Consider the following 22862-nt stretch of genomic DNA (forward strand, 5'->3'; position numbering starts at 1 on the left):
TTTTACATTCCCAATGTTTAAATTATTATTAAATTAACTATCATTATACATTGATCTTAAAATAACTTTCCTCGACCTGAAGGTTTAAGTTAGCGATTATTCTACCAATATCTCTCTCTTTCCTGAGTAACTTGGAGTGCTGACAATACCTTCTTTCTCCATTCTTTCAACAATATTTGCAGCTCTGTTATAGCCTATTCTAAGCTGCCTTTGAATGTAACTAGTCGAAACCTTTTGATCCCTCTGAATGATGGCCACCGCTTGCTTGTATAGATCGTTTTCTTCATCTTCTGTTTTACCTTCTGATTCTGCGAAAGAATTTTCATCTTCTTTAGTGATTTCCTCCATGTAGTTTGGCTCACCTTGCGTTTTCAGATGATCAACTATATTTTGTACCTCATCATCGCTCACAAATGGACCGTGAACTCGAATAATCTTACCACCAGAAGCCATATAAAGCATATCACCCATACCGAGTAACTGTTCAGCTCCTTGTTCACCTAGTATTGTACGGCTATCTATTTTAGAAGTTACAGCAAAACTGATCCTTGTTGGAAAGTTTGCCTTGATGACGCCTGTTATCACATCTACAGATGGGCGTTGTGTTGCCATTATGATGTGTATTCCTGCAGCACGAGCCATTTGAGCTAAACGTTGAATAGAGCATTCTATATCTTTGCCAGCAACAAGCATCAAATCTGCCATTTCATCCACAATCACCACAATATATGGAAATGTTTCCATTTTAATCGGTATTTTTTCAAACAAAGGTTTACCTGTTGTTGAATTAAACCCTATTTGCACAACACGTTCCAACTCTATTCCACTATTCATCGCTTCTGTGATTTTTTGATTATAGTTTATTACATTGCGCACATTTAAATACGACATCATACGATAGCGATTTTCCATCTCTTTTACTATCCACTTAAGAGCAATAACAGCTTTTTTTGGCTCTGTTACCACTGGCGTTATTAGATGCGGTATTGCATCATATATTGAAAGCTCAAGCATTTTTGGGTCAATCATTATCATCTTGCATTCATCAGGACTTAATCGATAAACGAGCGACAGAATCATAGTGTTAATTGCAACTGATTTACCTGAACCTGTGGTTCCAGCAACAAGCAAGTGGGGCATTTTAGTCAGATCTGCAATAACTGATTTTCCACTTATTTCCTTGCCAAGCGCAATTGGAAGATTTAGGTTTGCATTTTGGTATTCTGGCGATTCAAGTAAATCACGCAGCATAACAATTTCTCGTTCTTTGTTTGGCAATTCTATTCCCATGGCATTTTGTCCACGAATTATTGAAATACGTGCAGAGAGTGCACTCATTGAACGTGCAATATCATCTGCAAGGCCAATCACTCTTGCAGATTTTGTGCCGGCTTGTGGTTCAAGTTTGTATAAAGTCACAACCGGTCCATAACATACACTTATAATTTTTCCTTGCACACCAAAATCACTCAGGACCTGCTCCAGCAAAGATAAATTCTTATTGCTCTCTATTTCATTCAGCTGCTTTCTCTGCACAGATTCTTCTACTTTAGAAAGTAAGTGAATACTTGGAAACTCAAACTCGCTAGAAGGTGGTTTAAAAATCTCTTCAGTAGCCTTTTTCTGTTTTTCTTTTGGTTGTTGTCTAGTGGTTCTATATTTTTCTTCTACTACTAATGGTGCAACTGAATATTCAGCAGTTTTGCGTAATCTGAAAAACAAAACCTTTGCAAAAAGGTAAATCATTTTTTTACATAAGAAGAGTAGAGAATAAATCACTCTCTTCCAACCAATCAGTCCTACAATACCTATTGATGCTACTACTGTAAATATGTAAAATTGGAAGTTATTAATTAGTGCATTTCCTATTATTCCACCGTGCATGTACCTTGCAGTGATGCTGAGCGAAAGTTGTGCTAATGTAGCGCATATTCCTAAATTGATTAATATTAAATAGAGAATTTTCAGCAGCCTTTTTGATATCAAAAAGTAAACTATAGTTGTAGCTATTGTAATATTAGTGAGTCCAAGAAATTGAACTAATATATCAGCTAAATATGAACCAACTACTCCACCTAAATTTGTTACTTCCTCATTTGTAGCTGTGTTTAAGGATGGATCTTTATAGTTATAGCTAAAAACTGATATACATATATATATTAAGAGCGACAGGTATATCGCTGATTTTAGGTGTTTTTTTAACATCTACTTAAAGTAGTAAGTTACTGTATATTTTACAAAGTGAATCATTATTAGCAATATCATTACGGATAAATCTAACCCATTGAACGGTTGTATATACCTTCTGATAACCTTTAGTGGAGGATAGGTGAGTCGATTTAAAGTTTGCATTATGTTGCTTACAACTTCATTATACATGTTAACCACATTAAGTTTAATCAACAAATCGAGAACAACTGAGCATATTAGAATGAAGCTGTAAAGATCAAGTAGCAGGTTAAGCAAGTATATGATTGGATGCATATTACTAATTTATACTAAAACCTATTATGTGTAGTGATATGTATAAAATCAAGTCTTACAATAGATTTCTTGCATTACCTCCTGTCATCCCAGTGCTTGACACTGGTTCTTTTTTTGGATTCCAGCGTCACGCGCTGGAATGACAAAGAAGAGTGAGCCGCTAATTTTTCATAAGGTTATGCAAGAAATCCAATCATTTTTATGCTAAAATAAAAATAAACAATAACCTATAGGATATTGTAATCTTTGATTCCAAGTGGATAAAAAATTTATTGATAAATTAACGGAGAGATGTATATTATATGAATAATTTTTCAATATTATATGCAAGATAAGATTCAGGTATTTTGCACCATTTTTCTTACCCCATTACTTAATAAGACCACTTCTTTTAATTAATATTTTTTATTTATAAAATTAAGTAACTACTTATCATAAAGTTGATCTATAGATATAATACTACCATTTGATGATTTTTTAGCAGATTTTTCATTTTCGTATTCTTTATTAGAATCAACACTAAATACTAAAATATCTCCTGAAATTTTATCATGAAACTCACTAATAGCAAAAAACGGTACAGTGACTTGTTCTTGTTTTCCATGAAAACTCAAACTGACGCTAAACTTATCCTCAAGAACTTTTAGATCATAAAATTGATGCTGTAATATAACAAGCATTTGAGTAGGGTATGATTCTTTCAAGGAGTCTGGTATGACAACACCATTAAAGCGCGTAAAAAACAGTATCTCTAAGTGAGGGGTGAAACCACTAACTGATATAGTATCTAAAGCCTTTTTGACAACTTGAAATTTGCTGGAATTAAGCGATTTCTGATAATCTGTTTTATCCATATAACCCTTACATGTGTAAATTTTTAGGGAACTTCTGTTACCCGGCGTTCCCTAAACCGTGCTTTTCACAATGAAGTTATAGTGCTTAAATTAAGCAGCTAATGCAACATTGTCTTCAGCAGCAAAGTTATCGTTTGCATCTAAATTATGAACTCTTAGCGGTGGTATCTAACCGAGCAAAGGTACCATCTTTACTATGCATGTCGATCCTTATTCGCCCCCGTATCAAAAATATGGTGGAGGCGCCGAGTACTGCCCTCGGGTCCAATACACCTATTACAAGGTAATTTTATTGCCATAGTGCAAAAAAATGCACTCTCTCATTATACAGTAGTATTAAATAAATGTCAAGTTATTGAACTCTAAATCAATTGGCACCTAAAAAACTAATATAAAAATTACTTCGCCTATTTATCTAATCTTAGTATAATCACAGTAGAGGTATTTTTAGAGCTCAAAATCTATCTTCGTCTGCAGACTGTTCTATCAAATAATCAAACTAAGTAAAAAATGTAGCGTATCTTCTTCAGTGTACATGGGTGCACACATGTACTTAATCTCTGTCGTATGTGCGTTGCATTTTTTCTGTTCTTTATTAACATGGGGGATTCTATGCCTAATTCTTAACAAAAACTGCTCAAATGCTTGTGTAGCTATTGAATTTACTGAATTCAAGAAAGTAAGAGACAGTATGAGAAGTAACATAAACCGAAAAAAGATGAGTTGTGGAACAAAAAATGCAGACAATTGTGGAAAATTGCCTGCGTAACTAGGCTATTTTGCTTCTCATAATTAAATCAATGCAGCTGCACTAGAAGAAAAGTGGATATGGAAAATCATTTTCGTATTGATCTTGTGAATCAATTACCGCTTTGTGTTCTGATAACATCAGAGAAGCTTCTTCATCAGGTAAAATAGTTTTTTCTGTAAGAACCTTTACTACGTCTTCCCTTTCACTAAAAATAGCATAATCCAAGGGGGTCTTTCCTTCATTATCCCGTATATTAATTTCTGCACCTTTGTTTAGTAGCCTCTCTGCTATCCATGTGTTCTGTCCTAGAATAATAACAGCATAATGTAAAGGAGCCTTTCCTTCATTATCTCGTATATTAACATTCGCATCCTTTTCTATAAGAAGCTCTACTACTTTTGCACAGCCATTTCTAGATGCTAAACACAGTAAGTTACTTCCACCAAATGAATTAGCATTTATATTAAATTCATCATCTTCCCATGCATTATACATATCAACATCATGTTGCTGCAGCTCACTTTTAAATTTTTCAATTATGTTAGATGAGCTTACTTTGTCATCATTATCAATCCTATATAGTATTTTTTGTAATATCGACGTGTTACTCATAACGTTCTCCGATTTTTAAGATTAATGTTAATTATAGTATAAATCAAGCTATTGAAAGTAAAAGTATTCGGTGTAATCACTATTATTCTATAGATGTTAATATAATTTTAGTATCTGTTCGTGGGTATCGTAAATATTGAAGCAAGAGTAGTGTCATTCCAGTGCTTGACGCTGGAATCCAGACTTTGATTGTTATACTTGTAAATAAGTATAATGGATAATGGTCTTGGTGAGAATAAGAGTTCATCTGAAATGTAGTATTTTTGTTGAAATAGCTCAGCTAGATTCCAGTGTCAAGCACTGGAATGACACCATTAGATTTAACCTTACACTAAGTGAATTAGTAGCAGTTCTAAATAAAAAAATGTGGTCTCATAACGATATTGCCTTTATTGACAATACGAAGTTCTTAAAGAAAATTCAAGGTTACCCAAGTCAAGAACTTACATCTACAAATGTGAATATAGCTAAGGCTGGTATAAAGGTCGTTTGCAGTGGTTAATATACTAAGAGAATCGGATTTACCTTAAGTAAGCTATTCACCAACTGTCAAATAAAAAATTCATATCTTAAAAGGATCATACACATTAATTTCCTTAGTTTTCACTTTCTCGTTTAATAATCTCAAGATGGGCTGTAAATCATCGTCGATTGATAAGCACAGTACTTCTCTATCAAGATAATTGGCCAAATGATTCTTCTTCTCAAGAATTTCTGCTTCTTCCAATAAGTCGCATTTGCTTAATACTACAATTTCTTCCTTCTTAATAAGGTCGCTATTGTAAAGCTTCAGCTCACTATGTGTACAATTATAAGCTGAGATAATGTCATCGTGAGTTACATCGATTAAATGTAGCAAAACTCTACATCTTTCTATGTGCTTTAAAAACTTGTGCCCGAGCCCAACTCCAAGATGAGCATCAGCGATTATCCCAGGAATATCTGCTATGACAACTTCACTATAATCCACTTTTGCTACACCTAAATGTGGTCTTATAGTAGTAAATGCATAATCGCCTACTTTCGTATCAGAATTTGAGCAGCGGGTTAAAAATTTCGATTTACCTGCATTCGGCATACCAATAATGCCAACATCAGATAAAACTTTTAACTTCAATATTATATTTCTTTCCTCGCCAGGCTGACCATGAGTAAAATATCTTGGCGCTCTATTAGTAGAAGATTTAAAGTTAGTATTTCCAAGCCCACCTTTTCCACCTTGCACTACTTGAGATTCCATGTCGGGTTTATCAAGATCTACTATCACTTCCTCACTTGCTTCATCGATTATTTGTGTACCAACTGGAACTTTAAGTATAACATCTTTTCCTGCTGTGCCAGATCTATCTCTGCTTGCACCACTTTTTCCACTACCGGCTTTAATGTGCCTCATGCAACGAAAGTTAAGCAAAGTGTTGAGATTTGCATCACTGATGAAAATTATGTCTCCTCCCCTGCCCCCATTACCACCGTTTGGACCACCAAATTCAACGAATTTTTCTCGACGAAAACTCGCGCAGCCATCGCCACCGTCACCTGCTTTTAAATATAATTTTACTTCATCTATGAAGTCCATGCCAACCCACGATAATATTTAGCATTTTCTCTCAATGAACTTTCTATTCTCATTAATTCATTATACTTCGCAAGCCTATCAGAGCGCGACAGGGAGCCAGTCTTTATTTGTCCACAATTTGATGCAACTGCTATGTGGGATATCGTTGTGTCTTCTGTTTCACCTGAGCGGTGAGAAATAATAGCCTTGTAGCCATTTGATTTTGCCATTTCAATAGCAGCAAAAGTTTCCGTAAGTGTTCCTATTTGATTTGGTTTAATTAGTACAGAATTTGCCATTTTTTCCTCTATTCCTTTACGTATTAGGTCACAATTTGTAACAAACAAATCATCCCCAACCAGTTGAATTTTATTTCCTAGCTTTACAGTAAGTAATTTCCAACCTTTATAATCGTCTTCACTCATTGCGTCTTCTATAGAAATTATTGGATATTTTTCCACAAGGCCGCAATAGTACTGAGCCAATTCCTCTGAAGTGAGCTCTCTGTTTTCAAATTTGTAAATTCCATCTTCATAAAAAGTAGATGAAGCGACATCAAGACCCAGTGCAAAATGATTTTTCATCGAATAACCTGCAGATTCCACAGCCTGAATTATCAAATTAAGAGTTTCTTCAGTGCTCTCAATGTTTGGTGCAAAACCACCTTCATCCCCTACATTTGTACTATAACCTTTTTTCTTAAGAATGCTGCGCAAGTTATGAAATACTTCTGCAGACATTCTGATTGCTTCACTGAAAGTTTCAGCACCAACCGGAAGAATCATGAACTCTTGAAAGTCAAGTTTATTGTCCGCATGTACTCCACCATTAATTACATTAATGAGTGGAACTGGCGTCTGCTCTTCCACTAACTGCTCTTTTCCAAAATATCTATATAGCGGCATTTTAAAGCTGTTTGCCGCTGCTTTTGCAACTGCAAGAGACACACCCAAAGTTGCATTTGCTCCAAGTTTAGATTTATTTTTTGTTCCATCTAGCTCAATCAAAGCTTTATCAATTGCATTTTGATTTGTTGCATCCATGCCAATGATTTCATTTGCTATCACTCCATTTACAGCTTGAACAGCTTTCAGCACTCCTTTACCACAATACCTTTTTTCATCCTGATCTCTCAGCTCCAATGCTTCTAGTTTACCAGTTGAAGCCCCAGAAGGCACAGCTGCTCTACCTATTGCTCCATCACAAAGTTCTATTTCCACCTCAATGGTTGGGTAACCCCTGCTATCTAAAATTTCTCTTGCAAATACGCTGCTGATTGTTCTCATATTAACCTATACTTTTGCCATAAGTACTGCAGTTTCTTTCGCTAGTTTAGCTATATTACTACCAGCACCAATAAATAATACTATATCACCGGAATTTGTCGAATTACTAATAAAATGTGAAATGAGCAGAGCATCATTCATAATCTTTACATTATTAAACCCATTACTAATTAAAGCTTTTTGTATATCATCAATTCCACAGCCGGGAATAGGCTTATCTTCTGGAGGATGGACAGGAGTGAGAATTACATAATCAAACATCATGAAAATTCGTACGAACTCATCAAAAAAATTACGAATACGAGCAAAACGAAGCGGCTCGATAATTCCTATTACCTTTTTTTTAGCAATCGAACGTGCTGCTACCAGGGTTGCCTGTATTTCGTTTGGATGATGAGCATAATCCTCAATTAACTTAACACCTTTAATATCGGCAATTAAAGCAAATCTCCTTGCTACTCCTTTAAATTCCAAAAGACCTTTTTTAATGTCCTCATCGCTAATTCTGAGTTTTACTGCAACCGATATTGCAGCTAGGGCGTTGCTGACTTTATGCATTCCTATTGCATTTGATAGCACTATGTTTTCTATAATCCTAGTACAAGGTTGCACATTTTCTTTTTGTCTTTCAAAAGCGAGTTCTTTTAATTGAAACACTATATGTACATTATCATCATCAACTTCAATGCGTTGCACTAATTTTCTAATTATATTAAGCTTAGTCTCCCAATCTGCATCATACTTCTCCTTCGCTATGTGCCCTCTTACCATCTTAACTTCTTTCCATACCACCTTTTCTAGTATATCCGCGCGTATTGATCTGTTATTACATTCACCAAAACGTTTTCCAGGACAACGATAGTAACTTCTTCCTCCCTTAGCATTACTCATTCCATAATAAATGGATTTACAATACTGACATACAATTAATTCTTGTAATAAGTATTTTCTTCCACTTTGTTGCATTTTTTCTATTTGTAGCTTTTCTTTTTCCACACTGTATCTCTACGACTTATATCTATTTTGCCTATAGTAAAATATGCACATAATGAGCCAAATCAAAGAAAGTGCAAACCAAGTAACTGCATATTCCAAATGCTTAATTGGCTGTACAGTGAATTTACCGCTGAAACCTTGCTTCCACAACATGCACTTCTCTAGCTTAATACCTAGCTCATTGGAAATTTCTTCTGTACTTAGGGTAAACCACGTATTTGAAGCAATATCATTTTTGATAAACCAATTTTTGCTACCATCACAATACAAAACTCCATCGGCAGCTACTTTTTCAATTTTTGTTTTTTCCTCTTTTTTTTCTCTGACTATCCCTTTGTTTATTAACATGTAATGTCCAGTGGTAAGCAACATAGGAGACAGTACATGATAGCCACGTTGTCCTGCAAAAACATATAGCTCTATGTCGCTTAGAACTCCGTCAATTTTGACGTGTCTGTAGTTAAATTGTGCGAGGTCATCGTTAGGCAATAAATGAACAACTGGAAGATCCATATTTTTGATAATATTATTCTTCCAGCTCAATCTAAATAATTGCCATAACCCTAGTGAAAAAAGAAGTAGAAAAGGTATAATGAAAACAAATACTGTTTTTCTTAACACCCTATATTTGTGTTCTTAAATAGTTTTCAACACCCATTAGTTCAATAAGGTCAATCTGTTTTTCAATCCAATGGAAGTGCTCTTCCTCATTTTTCAATAATTCTTCTAATAACATTACACTAACGAAATCTTTTTCTTTTTTGGCGACAAAAATTGCCTCTCTGATATCTTTGATACCCTTGTCCTCTAATTTCAAATTAGCTTCTAAGATTTTCTGTATTGTATCTTTTGTAAATTTTCCATCACACTTTGATATCTCATTTGTATCTTGAAAATTTGGTACACCTCTAAGCAATAAAATCCTTTCTGCTAGCTTGTCTGCATGTTCAAGTTCTTCGTTAAGCTCATTTTTTACCTTTTCTGCAAGTCTATTAATTCCACTGTTTTTGAGAATCGCAAAATGCAAAAGATACTGGCGTACAGAGGTCAGCTCATTGGTTAATAATTTGTTCAAATGTTTTACTATCTCTTCATTCATAATCTTCCCTTAGTTCAATTTATCAGCATAATTTATATGATAACGATAGTTATAGCAACTCATTTAATAGTTCCTTTGATAACAACCGTATTAAATAGCATGTCGTGGTATGTCTGTTTCTTTTTAGAAAAACAAGCAACTAGATACCAACAGAGAGTAAGCATAACTATAATTGTTTCTAGTGTACTTAAAACATTTACTAACGTATGAAAAAGTTTGATAAGGGTGATAATAAAATTATGTAGCAGGGGAAGAAAAAACTGAGAGATACTGCGATCAAATGCTAAGCTCAAACCTATTTTAGAATTATCTAAATTTTTGGTATATATATTTAGTAACTGTTGACCTGGAGTTGCTTGGGCTGTTGAAGATATGAAGTATGTAAAGTAACTACAATTTATACACATGTATGACACGTGTAAAATCAATGGAAAATCCCCTATTAACAATACAATTAGTAAGCTTGGAATTAATAAAATTGCTACATCTATTAAATATGCGCAGAAGCGTCTTTGTATACTAGCAATTTCTGTCATTATCTGTCTTTCAAATATTTTATTATGAATTCTGTAAGTTTATCAAAATGTTGAAAACATAACAAATCTTCATAACCGCTTATCGATTGACCGTATATAATAGGTAAGCAATTGGCATTTTGTGCACATAGAATATCTGTGATGCTGTCACCAACAAAAAACACATTTTCTCTATTTACAGGTAACGTACTCTCTTCAAGTGCAAATAGCAGTGGAGTTGCAGATGGCTTATCTTCTGCAGTATCACATGAACCAACTATTCTTTCAAAGTAAGAATCTAGTTTAAAATAGGCAACTTCTTGACGTAAATTAGTATTTTTCTTATTGCTAACTATCGCTAGATAAATATTGTGATTTTTCAGTGTCTGCAGCATTTTCTCTACTCCTTGGTTCAGAGTAATGTTTTGCAGTAGTGCATTATCTAAGTATTTTTGATATATCTGATTTGCTTTTTTCCACTGATCACCAAACAAATTGACCATGTAGCTCTTTCTTGATTCATTAGAGTTTCTATCAGCAACTTTGTTGCTGCACCCCATTGAATTCAAGGTGTGCTGAATAGCATTAGAAATATTATCTTGAGTGTCAACTAAGGTATTATCCCAATCGAATACTACTGCTAATGGGCTATTTTTCATTTTTATATTGTTACGTATTTTAAGTTAATAAGTAAATGATATTTTGATGAAAAAAGCATAAAGAGTTGGTCTTTATTGCAAGTTATGTTAATCATTTTTACATAATAGCCTAATACACTGGTTATATGATATGTTTTAATAGGTAACAGGTATGGCGCAGACATCTAAAGAAAGTGTTGAAAAAAAGTTTAAAGATGTTTTTGAACGTTCTCCGGGTGCTTTTCCAGAGGGTACGTCGCTGGAAGAGAAGGTTGATCGTATAGCAAAAGGAACAAAGGCTCTAAGGGCTATGAAAAGTGAAGAGCTCGAAAACAAAATGGAAAATATTGCAAAGTTAAACAAAGAACTTGAAAGACGACAAAGGCAAGAAAATGAGGAAATAGATAAACTTAGACGATCAACACAAGAGTTAAGGAAAGAGTTTGGTACAAGTAAAAGAAGTAGATCAGGTGCAATACTGCAAGAAGCTAGGCAAGATACGCAACTATCAAGGATTGAAGGGTTGCGTGATAATAAAGAATTTCAAGAAGTGACTAACACTCTTAGAGAAACTATAGCAGAAGGTAAAAGTGTTGAACAGAGTGGACAAAAAAAGACTTCTGAAGCTTCTGCGCAAACAGATACACAGCCATCAAAGCACATCGTTAGTCCCTCAGTGAGCAAGAGTTCTGTAAAAGAGAAGCTCAACACTGAGTCGGACAAAAAAGATAACACACCTCAACCACAAGAAAATCAAAAAGAAGAAGGGTTTTTGAGTCTTCTGAAGCGCTTTGTTAAGAAAATATTAGAAAAACTTTTAGGTGAGGGTAAAAAGAGTGTGGAAAATGCTCGTGGCATAAAAGAAGATGCTCAAAGAGATACGCCAAATAACGAAGAGCAACAAAAGAGTAAGCACTTTGATAAAATTTTAAATCAGGACCAAAGTATAAGCAAGGGCTTAGAGCAAGCAACACAACTTGAAAACCCAACGATAACACCTGTTAATACTCCTGAAGTGAATGAGGTGCAAACAGGACGTGAGAGATAATTCACCTTAAAATAAAAGGAGAATGTGAAACAAAGCATAGGAGCCAAGTTGAGAAGAAAGTTGGAAAGAAAAAGAAGATAAAATCTCAATCTGGAATAAAGTTACAATTAGTTTTTGGTTACCTAAATTAGGTATAACAGATAGGAAGCAAATAACTAAACAGGAATAAGTTGTATTAAACAAGACTTACTTTAAAAAAGTAAGTTATAGAATAATAAAAGAAAGGAGTGTTAGAAATGAGAAACAAAAATATTAAAACCAAAGCTAGAGAACTAGCAAAGCAATTAGGTAACGTATCACAAGCATGTAAAGTGATGACGTGATACATTTTATAGGTTCAAGTAGTTATATGAAAATGGGGGAGAAACATGGAATAAGTAAGAAAAAACCGCTATTAGCAAACAGAGTTTCCGAAGATATAGAAAGAACAATAATTGGCATAGCTACAGAATTTCCAGCATATGGACAAGAAAGAGCTGCAAATGAGCTTAGAAAAAGAGGTATCCCAAGGTGGATGTATAGCTAAGAAATGACCTTGAAATTTTGAAAAAGAGACTTAAGGCACTGGAGACAGAAGTAGCCCAAGACGGAATCATTTTAATTGAAGAACAACTTGTAGCCTTAGAAAAAGTGAAAGAACGAAGATGGTGAAATTGACACTCAGGGGTTATTTGGGTTCTCAAGATACCTATTATGTAGAAGGGTATAGGACCAGCAGACTTTCATTGATACTTATTCTCGAGTTGCATTTGCCAAACTTTATGTAGATAAAACAGCAATTACTGCTACTGACTTGTTACCAGAAAATCACAGCTATATTTAGGAATTGAAAATGTTGATCATTCTAGAACCAACTTCGTAAACTAATGGCATATGCGAGAGATTTCATAGAAGATGAGTGTTATAATATTATTTTTCGCAAGAAAATCTACAGTTCTTTGGAAGATCTGCAGATAGACGTTGATCATTGGCTGCCTTTGCTTACAATGCTGTGAGATGCTGGTGGCACTGGCCTACTCTCCTAATAGAAACACAAAAGAGTTTGCAAGTACTAGTTATTATTTGTAGAATGTAGAGAAATTAGTAGGGATTTCAATAGGAAAATAGTATGCCATCTGTTACTTTTATCTTACCTGATGGAAGCAAGAAAAGCTATGAAGCTGCGGAGGGAGAAACTCTGCTTAATTTAGCCCACAGAAGTGATCCAGATCTGCTTGAAGGTGCATGTGAAGGCTCTCTTGCTTGTTCTACATGCCACGTAATTGTTGATCCAAAATTTTATGATGTTGTAGAAACACATAATCCTATATCTGATGAGGAAAATGATATGCTGGACCTAGCTTTCGGCTTAACAGAGACATCAAGGCTTGGATGTCAAATAAAAATCACAAAAGATATTGACGGTTTGTGTGTAACCGTGCCAAGAGGTACAAGAAACATATCATTAGATAAACAAGGAAACGATGCGTAAGATTTTTATCTATATTGTCTTCTCTTTACTTTTGTTTATTCCTGTAGCGTATAGTGGTTTTTGGTATTTTTCCGCATGTAAGGTAAAAAATCTTTTAGCTGAAACAATACTATACATTAACGACGAAAAGTTTGATATTTCACATGATTTTAGCGGATTTCCTTTTAACCTAGTTTTTCGTCTAACGAACCCAAAGGTCTCCAATGAGCAATTAACTATTTCATCTGAAGCTTTATTGATAAGAAATAAATTGCTTGATAAATCAGCATATATCTACATACCAAGCAATGAAGTCAATATTACTGTCCGTGGTGATGAAAAAAAGAATATAAAATGTCACACAAACGATAGCAGCCACTTTGTTGTTAGACTAAATGATTTACCATCTTCATTACAATTCAACAGAAATAGCACTGTGATAGACTATATAGATGCACTTCGTTACGAAGATTACGGATTGAAATGTGATGTTTCAGAAAATCAGCAAAGTGTTATAACTGAAGTGAGTGATAAAAGTAATTACATTCAATTTCACCTTGATAAAGAACTGAATGGAAATACTAAACTAGGGTTTGATTTTTATACTTATCGGTATAAACATACTGCAAGTCCTGAAAATTACCTTAGTTTCGACGCTAAATTCGATTATGAATTTGTAAATCATATTTCAGCCTCCAAGATTAATTTCAACATAGAAAAATTTTTGATCCAGAGTAATAACTTTTCTATTATTGCGAATGGCGGGATAAATAATTACAATTTAATCACATCTTCATTTGAAGACAAAATCAACATAGCCATATCAAATTATAAAGAATTAATTTCGTTTGTGACTGGTGATTTAAAGACTGCAGATGCATTAGAAAAATCAATGTCTTCCTTATCAGAAAAAACAACTGATAACGATATTCAATTTTCAATAAAGTACGACGATAATGTAGGTTCAGGTTTTATTGGAAAATTATCCACTATTGATTTTATGAGGCAATTTACTGAATTCACCAAGAATGAGAATAGTAATTAGCTTACTTTTTACACTGATATTCCATTTAGGCATAAATGCTTTCACTTTGGATGATAAACTAAGAGACGAAAGCATGGAAGAGCGAGCAATTAGCTTATTTGTAGTGATAAAGTGTCCAGTATGCTCTGGTGAATTATTATCCGAATCTGAGTCTCAAGTTGCATATGGTATGCGCAAGGCAATTCGCAAGAAGATCAGTGATGGATATACTGACGAGCAAATAATTTCAGAGCTAAAAAATTCTTATGGAGATTCAATTATAATTGCACCACCTGTAAAATCTAGTACCTACATTTTATGGTTTATTCCACTTATAACTCTGCTTATTGGGTGTTTTCTAATACGAAAGTACAGCAGGAGAGCGGCAAAATAAGATAGATAAGGCAGTATAAAAAGATAATCATAGAGTAAAGTGAGTTTACAACAAATGCAATGTGCGAACTTTATACTATATTATTGAGTTTAGATCAAAGATTGTAAGGTTAAATCTTCTACCCAAATAACCGCACACTCTACCTGCTTATCTGGGTAGACTTCTTGCACTAAGGTTTTATAGATCAACATTTGCTTTTTTATTTCATTTAATGAGGAAACAGAAACGTTATGGTGTGATTTATAGTCAATTATGATTGCTTTATCTTCTGTTATGCATAGCCTGTCTAGCCGTACTAATACTGGTTTGTCGTCAATTGTTCCACTCAGTGTAATTTCTGATTTGCCTTCTAAGTCGAATAGATAATCATATTTTTCATTAAAGGCTAATATTTTGCTGTAAATTTCATCTTTATCTTCACTAGTGTTTATGCTATTAAGATATTTCCTAACCCAATTTTTTCTCCTGTCTTTCTCTATCTTGGGCATATATTGCAATATACTGTGGATTATTAAGCCTCTTGCATAACCGTCTGCTATCCCATTGCTCTTTAAGGTGTCATCCCAATGCTCCAACACTGGCTTTTTTTCTCCAGATTCTAGCGTTACGTGCTGTCCTTCTTTTTACTGGATAAGCACTGGGATGACATTGACAGGTTTGGCGGAGGTGAAATCACTGGAACGTCGAAATAATCACGTTTTTTATAAGTGTAAGGGTAATTTGCATTCATGCATAGTACTTCAACTTTTTCTTTAAATATTGGCTGTAAGTGTGCTTGTTTCTTCTCATATAATTCTCCATATTGAATAACTAGATCATACCAAGAGCCCTTTTGTACCGGTTCTTTACCTAAAATGTATAACTCATCTTCAGCACGCGTGAGTGCCACGTATAGCAAACGCAAATATTCGTTATAATCTTCTAGTTTTTTCTCTCTTTTTACTTGATCGCAATAAGCATTATTATTTTTGCCACACCAAAATGGCGCTTCTGTTGCATCAAACACAATACTTTCGCTGTTTCTTGGCACCGTATTTGTGTCAACTAAAAACACTATGGGAGCTTGTAGACCTTTTGATTTATGAATTGTCATTATTCGCACAGCATTGCGTTCTGATTGCATATCGTTTTTAATCTCAGGATTGTTTTCCTTGATCCACTGAACAAATGCTTGAAGAGATGGGTTCTCAAATTGCAACACGAGGTTCATAAATTCGTCTAAAACCTCGAAGCACTCAAGACCTAGCCTTGAAGCAAATTTTTTCTTACCTGTGCGCAATATATGCGTGAATAATGTAAGAGGGGATTCTGTCTGAGATAAGTTAATCAGATAGTTTAATTCACTATAGATAACCTTATGATAATCTTGAATTCTTTCCCATAACGACTGTTCTTTACGATCATATGCAATATTGAATAAATCATCCTCAGTGAAGTTAAATAGTGGTGATTTTAAAACATTTGCAAGAGCAAGATCATTTGCCTGGAGGAGCAAAAATTCAGCCAAAGCTATTAAGTCCTGCACAGCTATGTAATCCATGATTCTGAAATAATCTCGGCCTATAACTGGTACATTTACTTTTTTTAATTCACTTATTATGTAATCAACTAACACATTTCGCTGCCGTACCAAAATCATAATGTCCCTTGGTTCTATATGGCGATCTTTAGCGACTAAAATCCGCCCTTCGTTTAACCAATTGTGAATTCTGCGAGCTATTGCCTGAGCAAGCAATCGATCTGTTACTACATAATCTTTCCTCTGTGTTAAATGAATTTGTAAGACTTGCTGCTCTTCCTCTTTATATCTTGGTAATAACGGCCAAATTTCAATGTACCCTTGATCATTTTCTCTATGCGGAACATGTTTTATCTCGTTATCATTGAAAGATATTTCTTCACGGAAGTTGTTAAATATCCTGTCTACAAGCATCAAAACTTCTGGAGTTGAGCGAAATGACTTTTCAAGTTGACATGATATCCAATCTCTACCACCAGTTTTTGTGTAAAAGTATTGTTGCATGTAGTTAAATAGGTGGGGATTTGCTCCTTGAAATCTGTAAATCGATTGTTTTACATCACCAACAACAAATAAGGTTCGCTTTTCATCACCACCGGTAAAAAATTCATCACAGAGATTTGTTATAATTTTCCATTGACTGATACTATTGTCTTGTGCCTCATCAACAAGAATGTGATCTATTTTTTGGTCTAGATTAAACAATATCCAATCTTTATAGCCTGGGTTGCTAAGGAGATTTGTTGCTAAATTGATGAGATCATTGTAGTCAAGCAGTGCGTTTTTTGATTTTTCATTATTATATAGATCAACATATACTTTAAATATACTAAGTAAACTACTGGTTCTTTTGAATATTTGATAAGAATTCATGTCTCTTATATAAGTAAATACTGCATTTTGAATGCTTTCTATCATTTGCTCTGCGTCTTCAAATTTTTCCAAAGTACTTTTTGTTATGACCGATGATATGTTTTTCTTTTCATATGATTCTGACTTCAAAAATACTTTAGCTAAGCTCTCTATCTTGGTGTTATTCCACTTTATTCCGGTATTATCCCACTTTATTCCATTATCATCCAAGTAGCTGACACCATTTGGTACGGACGATTTTATGCTATTACACCAATCATAGAGCATTGTACTATAACTCTGATCTCTTTTGCTGCCCTTGCTTAATATTTCAGCCAATCTTTTTATCTGCTCAATCGTTTCATTCTGTAAATCGTGAATCTTATCAGGGGCACTCAATTTATTTTTGATATACTCTAAATTATTTTCTAGAACTGATCTCTTTACACATAAAGTATAGAGCAAATCACGCAGCTTATTTTCATCAATTTCAGCTGCAATGATATTGATATCGTTCTGCACAATTTCGTTATGAAGCGTTTTGTCAAAAACGATGGAATGCAATTCTTTACATTCGCTCAACGTACAATTTGGAGCGATACCAGCTTCTGTAGGAAAGCTGGAGATTAACTTGTAACAAAAGGCGTGTATAGTTTGAATAGTAAGACCAAGATTTTCCAGTTCAGAAAAAAGCCTTCTTGCTCTTGTTAAATAATCTTTATTTTCTCTGGTCACGCACTGAGATGACATCGGAAAGAAATCTAATTGTTCTAAATCTGCAACTAATATACCCTCTGGACATATTGCCCACTTACTAAGTGTACTGTAAATGCGATCTTCCATTTCATTTGCTGCAGCATTGGTAAATGTTAAGCAGAGAATATTTCTCTTATTTTCTAATAAAAGTCTTAATACTCTGTCTATTAAGATTTTTGTTTTACCTGTACCAGCGGATGCACTTACCCATACAGAGAAATTAGGATTTATGGCATTTAATCTCATTAGGAGTGTATAAAGTTTGACTGAAGTGGCATTTCAAGTATAGTAAATAAGGTAGTGTTAGTGAAGATATACGAATGGAAAGTTTTTGTGTAAAGGCTCCTGCAAAGATCAATCTTTTTTTACATATTATAAATAGAGAGGAAAGAGGGTATCATTTGATCGAAAGCTTGGTTGTTTTTGCTAAGCTTTCTAATTTTTTAGAAATAAAAGTAGGAAAAAAAAAATTTAGATATGATCACTCTACAGTTGAATTTGTAAATTCTGAGTTTAAAATAAATTATCGATATAACACTGTAACGAAAGCAGTTAATTTACTGCTTAGGTATGCTCCTGCACGCACTAAAGTCACTGTGAGGGTTATAAAAAATATACCAATTGCTGCGGGACTTGGTAGTGGTTCCTCAGATGCTGGAGCTGTGATACGCACGCTAGGAGAGCTATGGGAGGTTGATAGGCAAATTTTAAATGATATAGCTTTAAGCGTTGGTGCTGATGTGCCTGCAAGCATAGATGATAGTAAGCCAGTTTTTGTTAGAGGTATTGGTGAGGAATTATGCCCCGTTAAACAATGCTCTTTACCCACAAGTGTGGTACTTGTGAAACCGAAAAAAAAGTTTTTAAATACATCAGAAGTATTTTCCAAGTATAAAGGGGATTTCTCTCAGCCAATTAAGTGGAGTAATAACACTGAGGAGGGTTTGTTAGAGCTTCTTAAAGAGACAAAAAATGACCTGCAAGAAGCAGCAATAAGTCTTGTACCTGAAATTCAGGATGTAATATCAACACTAGAGTCACAAGAAGGCTCTATACTTTCTCGCATGTCAGGCAGCGGTGTAGCGTGCTTTGGAATGTTCAATAGTGAAGAAAGTGCAAAAGCTGCAGCGGCAAATATCAAAAAGGAATATCCAGAATGGTGGGTGTACGATACGCAATTAATAGTTTGATTTATGTCCTTAGTTTCTGAGAAGAAAAATCTTATAAATGGTTACAGGGAAGGAAGGTTTTGGGTAAATAATCAAGAATATCATGGCTCAATTATAATTTTTCCTGAAAAGGTGGTTGAATTGAAAGAAAGTGATATAAATAATAAGGAGTATTTTAAATCTTTTTTAACAAAGGAAATAGAGATTTTGATAATAGGTACTGGTAAAATATTCGATTGTTCAATGAAGTCTTATCTTATGGAGCAAAAGAATTTAAATTTTGAATTTATGACGACTGATGCAGCATGCAGAACCCATAATGTTTTAATATCTGAAGATAGGTTTGTTGTCAGTTATCTGATAGCATGTTAGAAATATTTACACAGAGTTTTTTTATCAATAGCCTAATTGCAGTAGTTATGATTAGCCTAGTAACAGGAGCTTTAGGGTCATTTATGATATGGCAAAGGTTATCGTATTTGGGTGATAGTTTGTCTCATTCTTCATTGCTTGGTATTGCACTTGCTTTGATCTTTAATATCAGCCCATCGGTAAGCATAATGCTCATTGCAATTATGTTTGCGATACTACTTTCTCTTAATTTTAATAAATTATATTCTGCTGATACGGTATTGAACATAGTTACCAATGTAGTTTTATCATCGAGTTTAATACTTATGTCTTTTCTTCCATCAGGTAATAATAGTATTATTAGCTCATTGTTTGGTGATATATTAATGATTGACCAAAGTGATATAATATCAATTTTTCTAACCTCCTTAATAGTTACTTTGATATTAATATTTAGATGGCGCTATTGGCTGATGATTTCAATTAATCAAGACTTGGCAGCAGTTGAGAAAGTTAATGTTAATTTTGTTAGGCTAGAATTTTTAATTGTACTTGCTATCTTTATTGCAATTTCTGCTCAATTAATAGGAATATTACTCATTGCTGCATTTTTGTTAATACCTGCTGCATCAGCGAGGCTCATTTCAAAAACTCCAATGCAAATGATTATTATTGCAACAGTTTTTTCTGTGATCTCTGGTGTATCGGGTCTGATATTATCTGCAAGTTTTGATTTATTAACTGGACCTGCAATTATACTTATTGCAGCTGTGTATTTAATCATTGCTTATTTTATAAGGTTAGTGTTAAGTAGATCGACTTAATTTTGGTCTTGGGTATTCATAATTCATTAATAAAGGAATGTAACCATCTTAGCGTAAAGTAGTTTTTGCTACATTGTTTTTATGTGCTAATAATAAATTGTTAATTTTATGGAGTGAAAGATATGGCCGAAGAAGGATTTTTTTTTAGGTATGTAGGGCAGCCTGTGAAAAAATTTTATAATTATATTACAGGAAAGAAAGAAGTGTCAGATGATACGAAGAATACAGCAAATCAAGAAAGCTCAGAATTTTTGGACATTGATGTGCAACCAAGTGATGTACAATCAAATGAGAATGATATAATATAGATGGCATGAGAATAACGCCATCTAAAGTTAAAAAATTCCTTGAGAAACCTGATACTTTAAGTGGTGTGTTAGTTCATGGAAGTGACAATAGTAAAATCGATATTTTCATACAAGAAATAATTGCCAACTTGGATGAGTATTCAGTCCAGGTGATGGATTTTGCAGTAGTGAATAAGTCGCCCGGTTTGTTATTTTCCGAGCTGGCAAACATTTCAATGTTTACTAACAAAAGATTAGTTAAGCTGATAAATGTAAGTGGAAGTATATCTAAAGAGTTAAAAAACATATTGGATCATAATATAGGCGGTCATTATGTAGTGATGATAGCAAATGATCTTCCATATAATTCTGCAACTAAAAGTTATATGGAAAGCTCAAAAATTTTTGGTGTAATTACCTGCTATAAGGACAGCGTTAGTAATCTTTGTGATATTATATCAAGTTACTTGAAGCAAAATGATATAGAGTACACAAGTGAGATAATCTACCACTTGCAGTCTTACTTTAATCGTAGCAAACTGCCCATACATCGAGAGCTTGAGAAATTAGTTTTATACCTAGGAGAGAGAAAAGACCTTAAACCTGCTGATATAGACCTGTGCTTTTCAACCTCCGGAAATGATTATGTTACACTTGATGATCTGTGCTCTGCAATAGTGAATAAAGACATGGCACAATTCATCAAAATTTCCGATACATTGATATTACAAGAGAATTTTTCACCGATAGCATTAATCCGTATTATATCAAATTATTTTCTACGACTGGAAAGCGTTTTGCTGTTAATACAAGGTGGAATGAGTGGACAAGCTGCAATTGACCAGCTAAATCCTCCATTGTTCTTCAAACAATTGCAGAGTTTTAAATCTCATTTGAAAAGTTTGCAACTTTCAGAACTTAAGAAGATCTTGGAAAAATTGATGAGCTTGGAAGTGACCTGCAAAAAAACTGATCTAAATCATAAAATGATCTTTCAGCATGAGATTAACTATTGGTGTCATTCAAATACATCCAGTGCATTTAAACCTTTTGTATAATTCTTTGACTTTCTTCTAACCTTGCAACAATGCTCTCTCTACCGATAAAAATTAATAATTTAGCGAGTTCTGGACCTGTTTCTGTTCCTGTTAAAGCGAGACGCAACTGCGTAAATAGGTCTTTTGCCTTTATATCTACTGTTTGTCGAATATTTTTGACCCACTCTGATAATGTGTTTTCATTACAATCACCTTGAGGTAATGAACTTAGCGCTATTTTTATAAACTCCTTATTAAGAACCACAGGCTCTATATCGGATTTGCATATTTTCCACCACTTAGCCACCTCAGAAAACCTGTTTATGTTGTTTCTTATAAAATACCAAAACTCTGAACCAATTTGACTTAAGCGGTCTTGCACCATTTCAAATGGCATTTGTTGCAGCACTTTACTATTTAGCTTATACATTTCACTCAAGCTGAACTGTGCAGATGCTGAGCTAAATTTTTTAATATCAAATGAGTTAATTAAAGACTGCATATCAACATGAGCTTCTATCGGATCAGATGTGCCAAGTTTTGCTAAATAGCTAGTTAGCGCCATTGGCTCAATCTCATCTTCTCTTATGGACTTAATATCCAGCCCGCCTTTCCGTTTCGATATCTTGCTATCATCAAAATGTAGTAGGGAAAGGTGAGCAAAGATAGGAATTTTCGCTTTTAATGCTTGAATCATTTGGATCTGAACTGCGGTATTAGTTACATGATCTTCCCCGCGTACAACATGGGTTACATTAAAGTCAACATCATCAACAACAGAAGGTAACATGTATGTATAAATTCCATCTTCTCTTTTTACCACAGGATCGCTAATGTGAATTGTTGCAATATTTATTTCACCTTTAACTTCATCATTCCATTTTACAATTTCGTTTCTATTCAATTTAAATCTGAAATGTGGTTTTCGTCCTTCTTGTTCATAACGAATTTTCTCTTGCTCAGTTAGAAGCAACGCACCTCTATCGTAAACAGGGGGAAGACCTTGTTTTAATTGCAATTTTCGTTTAATGTCTAACTCTTCTCTCGTGTCATAGCATGCATAAATATGACCTTCTTTCATTAACTGTAAGAACACCTCGTTATAGCGCTCAAAACGCTCTGATTGCTTGAAACTTGAATCCCAATTTATGCCAATCCATTTTAGATCTTCTATGATATTATCTACATATTTGATATCTGAACGCTCAAGATCAGTATCATCAAAACGTAGTAAAAATTTTCCATTTTGATTACGTGTGTACATCCAACAAATGAGAGCAGTGCGTATGTTTCCTACATGTAGGTAGCCAGTTGGGCTTGGAGCGAATCTTGTTAGCATTTAAATTGTAAAATAATTACTT

Annotated in this window: 23 protein-coding genes, 1 other RNA gene and 3 pseudogenes; 11 read left to right on the forward strand and 16 right to left on the reverse strand. The window is 34.1% G+C overall.

Annotation, left to right across the window (positions count from 1 at the left end; translation table 11 throughout):
* Positions 1 to 96 precede the first annotated feature (96 nt).
* The 5 genes from wVul_RS01060 to wVul_RS01070 all read right to left on the reverse strand — a co-directional run bounded on the left by wVul_RS01060 (position 97) and on the right by wVul_RS01070 (position 4701).
* Positions 97 to 2205: an FtsK/SpoIIIE family DNA translocase gene (locus wVul_RS01060; RefSeq protein ID WP_047758808.1), complete on the reverse strand. Its 2109-nt coding sequence runs from the start codon at positions 2203 to 2205 to the stop codon at positions 97 to 99.
* On the reverse strand, positions 2206 to 2484 hold the full coding sequence (locus wVul_RS08195; protein WP_153295411.1) for a YggT family protein: 279 nt from the start codon (positions 2482 to 2484) through the stop codon (positions 2206 to 2208).
* Between the two features lie 425 nt (positions 2485 to 2909).
* Entirely contained in the window at positions 2910 to 3338 is a 429-nt protein-coding gene (locus wVul_RS01065) for a ClpXP protease specificity-enhancing factor SspB (RefSeq protein WP_047758809.1), read from the reverse strand.
* Between the two features lie 22 nt (positions 3339 to 3360).
* Positions 3361 to 3693, reverse strand: a transfer-messenger RNA (tmRNA) gene (ssrA, locus tag wVul_RS08200).
* Positions 3694 to 4149: 456 nt separating this feature from the next.
* Positions 4150 to 4701, reverse strand: a complete 552-nt coding sequence (locus tag wVul_RS01070; protein WP_047758810.1) for an ankyrin repeat domain-containing protein — start codon at positions 4699 to 4701, stop codon at positions 4150 to 4152.
* 229 nt (positions 4702 to 4930) lie between these two features.
* Here wVul_RS01070 and wVul_RS09385 point away from each other — a divergent pair, with 229 nt between their 5' ends.
* Complete coding sequence (locus wVul_RS09385) at positions 4931 to 5203, forward strand: hypothetical protein (RefSeq protein WP_161794182.1); 273 nt, start codon at positions 4931 to 4933, stop codon at positions 5201 to 5203.
* 60 nt (positions 5204 to 5263) lie between these two features.
* Here the strand turns inward: wVul_RS09385 and cgtA are convergent, their stop codons facing one another.
* The 8 genes and pseudogenes from cgtA to wVul_RS01110 form a co-directional block, all read right to left on the reverse strand.
* On the reverse strand, positions 5264 to 6277 hold the full coding sequence (gene cgtA, locus wVul_RS01080) for an Obg family GTPase CgtA (protein ID WP_047758812.1): 1014 nt from the start codon (positions 6275 to 6277) through the stop codon (positions 5264 to 5266).
* On the reverse strand, positions 6265 to 7542 hold the full coding sequence (eno, locus tag wVul_RS01085) for a phosphopyruvate hydratase (protein WP_047758813.1): 1278 nt from the start codon (positions 7540 to 7542) through the stop codon (positions 6265 to 6267). Before eno ends, cgtA begins: the two co-directional genes overlap by 13 nt.
* A gap of 6 nt (positions 7543 to 7548) precedes the next feature.
* Positions 7549 to 8133: pseudogene (locus wVul_RS10145) on the reverse strand (glutamate ligase domain-containing protein); the annotation flags it as partial.
* A gap of 192 nt (positions 8134 to 8325) precedes the next feature.
* A pseudogene (locus wVul_RS10150) lies at positions 8326 to 8508 on the reverse strand (recombinase zinc ribbon domain-containing protein); the annotation flags it as partial.
* A 39-nt stretch (positions 8509 to 8547) separates the two neighbouring features.
* Positions 8548 to 9159, reverse strand: coding sequence for an SURF1 family protein (locus tag wVul_RS01095; protein WP_047758814.1), 612 nt, complete (start codon positions 9157 to 9159; stop codon positions 8548 to 8550).
* Position 9160: 1 nt separating this feature from the next.
* Complete coding sequence (gene bfr / locus wVul_RS01100) at positions 9161 to 9637, reverse strand: bacterioferritin (RefSeq protein ID WP_047758815.1); 477 nt, start codon at positions 9635 to 9637, stop codon at positions 9161 to 9163.
* Positions 9638 to 9696: 59 nt separating this feature from the next.
* A complete protein-coding gene (locus wVul_RS01105; RefSeq protein ID WP_047758816.1) occupies positions 9697 to 10173 on the reverse strand; it encodes an RDD family protein in 477 nt (158 codons plus the stop codon).
* Positions 10173 to 10811 carry an HAD family hydrolase gene (locus wVul_RS01110; protein ID WP_047758817.1) on the reverse strand — a complete coding sequence of 213 codons (639 nt, stop codon included), beginning with the start codon at positions 10809 to 10811 and terminating at the stop codon, positions 10173 to 10175. Before wVul_RS01110 ends, wVul_RS01105 begins: the two co-directional genes overlap by 1 nt.
* A 151-nt stretch (positions 10812 to 10962) precedes the next feature.
* On the opposite strand from wVul_RS01110, the gene wVul_RS01115 reads away from it, so the two are divergent.
* From wVul_RS01115 to wVul_RS01135, 5 genes and pseudogenes are all read left to right on the forward strand, one after another.
* Positions 10963 to 11838 carry a hypothetical protein gene (locus wVul_RS01115; protein ID WP_047758818.1) on the forward strand — a complete coding sequence of 292 codons (876 nt, stop codon included), beginning with the start codon at positions 10963 to 10965 and terminating at the stop codon, positions 11836 to 11838.
* Positions 11839 to 12074: 236 nt separating this feature from the next.
* Positions 12075 to 12812: pseudogene (locus wVul_RS01120) on the forward strand (transposase family protein); the annotation flags it as partial.
* Between the two features lie 134 nt (positions 12813 to 12946).
* Positions 12947 to 13309 carry a ferredoxin family 2Fe-2S iron-sulfur cluster binding protein gene (locus tag wVul_RS01125; RefSeq protein ID WP_047758819.1) on the forward strand — a complete coding sequence of 121 codons (363 nt, stop codon included), beginning with the start codon at positions 12947 to 12949 and terminating at the stop codon, positions 13307 to 13309.
* On the forward strand, positions 13302 to 14333 hold the full coding sequence (locus wVul_RS01130) for a hypothetical protein (RefSeq protein ID WP_047758820.1): 1032 nt from the start codon (positions 13302 to 13304) through the stop codon (positions 14331 to 14333). The genes wVul_RS01125 and wVul_RS01130 overlap by 8 nt, the downstream gene beginning before the upstream one ends.
* Positions 14317 to 14706: a cytochrome c-type biogenesis protein gene (locus wVul_RS01135; protein WP_047758821.1), complete on the forward strand. Its 390-nt coding sequence runs from the start codon at positions 14317 to 14319 to the stop codon at positions 14704 to 14706. Before wVul_RS01130 ends, wVul_RS01135 begins: the two co-directional genes overlap by 17 nt.
* Positions 14707 to 14795: 89 nt before the next feature.
* Here wVul_RS01135 and wVul_RS10225 read toward each other — a convergent pair whose 3' ends face one another.
* Positions 14796 to 15284: a PD-(D/E)XK nuclease family protein gene (locus wVul_RS10225; RefSeq protein ID WP_410543404.1), complete on the reverse strand. Its 489-nt coding sequence runs from the start codon at positions 15282 to 15284 to the stop codon at positions 14796 to 14798.
* A gap of 26 nt (positions 15285 to 15310) precedes the next feature.
* Positions 15311 to 18079 (reverse strand): UvrD-helicase domain-containing protein, encoded by a 2769-nt coding sequence (locus wVul_RS01140; RefSeq protein WP_410543405.1) that lies wholly within the window; start codon positions 18077 to 18079, stop codon positions 15311 to 15313.
* Positions 18080 to 18153: 74 nt separating this feature from the next.
* On the opposite strand from wVul_RS01140, the gene wVul_RS01145 reads away from it, so the two are divergent.
* The 5 genes from wVul_RS01145 (at position 18154) to holA (ending at position 21522) form a co-directional block, all read left to right on the forward strand.
* Positions 18154 to 19023, forward strand: coding sequence for a 4-(cytidine 5'-diphospho)-2-C-methyl-D-erythritol kinase (locus wVul_RS01145; RefSeq protein ID WP_047758822.1), 870 nt, complete (start codon positions 18154 to 18156; stop codon positions 19021 to 19023).
* Between the two features lie 3 nt (positions 19024 to 19026).
* Positions 19027 to 19374: an Mth938-like domain-containing protein gene (locus tag wVul_RS01150; RefSeq protein WP_047758823.1), complete on the forward strand. Its 348-nt coding sequence runs from the start codon at positions 19027 to 19029 to the stop codon at positions 19372 to 19374.
* Positions 19368 to 20177, forward strand: coding sequence for a metal ABC transporter permease (locus wVul_RS01155; RefSeq protein ID WP_047758824.1), 810 nt, complete (start codon positions 19368 to 19370; stop codon positions 20175 to 20177). The genes wVul_RS01150 and wVul_RS01155 overlap by 7 nt, the downstream gene beginning before the upstream one ends.
* A 122-nt stretch (positions 20178 to 20299) precedes the next feature.
* Positions 20300 to 20485, forward strand: a complete 186-nt coding sequence (locus wVul_RS01160; protein ID WP_047758825.1) for a hypothetical protein — start codon at positions 20300 to 20302, stop codon at positions 20483 to 20485.
* 5 nt (positions 20486 to 20490) lie between these two features.
* The gene (gene holA, locus wVul_RS01165; protein WP_047758826.1) at positions 20491 to 21522 is read left to right on the forward strand and encodes a DNA polymerase III subunit delta; all 1032 of its coding nucleotides are present in this window, start codon (positions 20491 to 20493) and stop codon (positions 21520 to 21522) included.
* Here the strand turns inward: holA and gltX are convergent.
* Positions 21506 to 22840, reverse strand: a complete 1335-nt coding sequence (gene gltX, locus wVul_RS01170; protein WP_047758827.1) for a glutamate--tRNA ligase — start codon at positions 22838 to 22840, stop codon at positions 21506 to 21508. The genes holA and gltX overlap by 17 nt on opposite strands.
* Positions 22841 to 22862: the final 22 nt, after the last annotated feature.

This window comes from Wolbachia endosymbiont of Armadillidium vulgare str. wVulC, assembly GCF_001027565.1.
Taxonomy (GTDB): Bacteria; Pseudomonadota; Alphaproteobacteria; order Rickettsiales; family Anaplasmataceae; genus Wolbachia.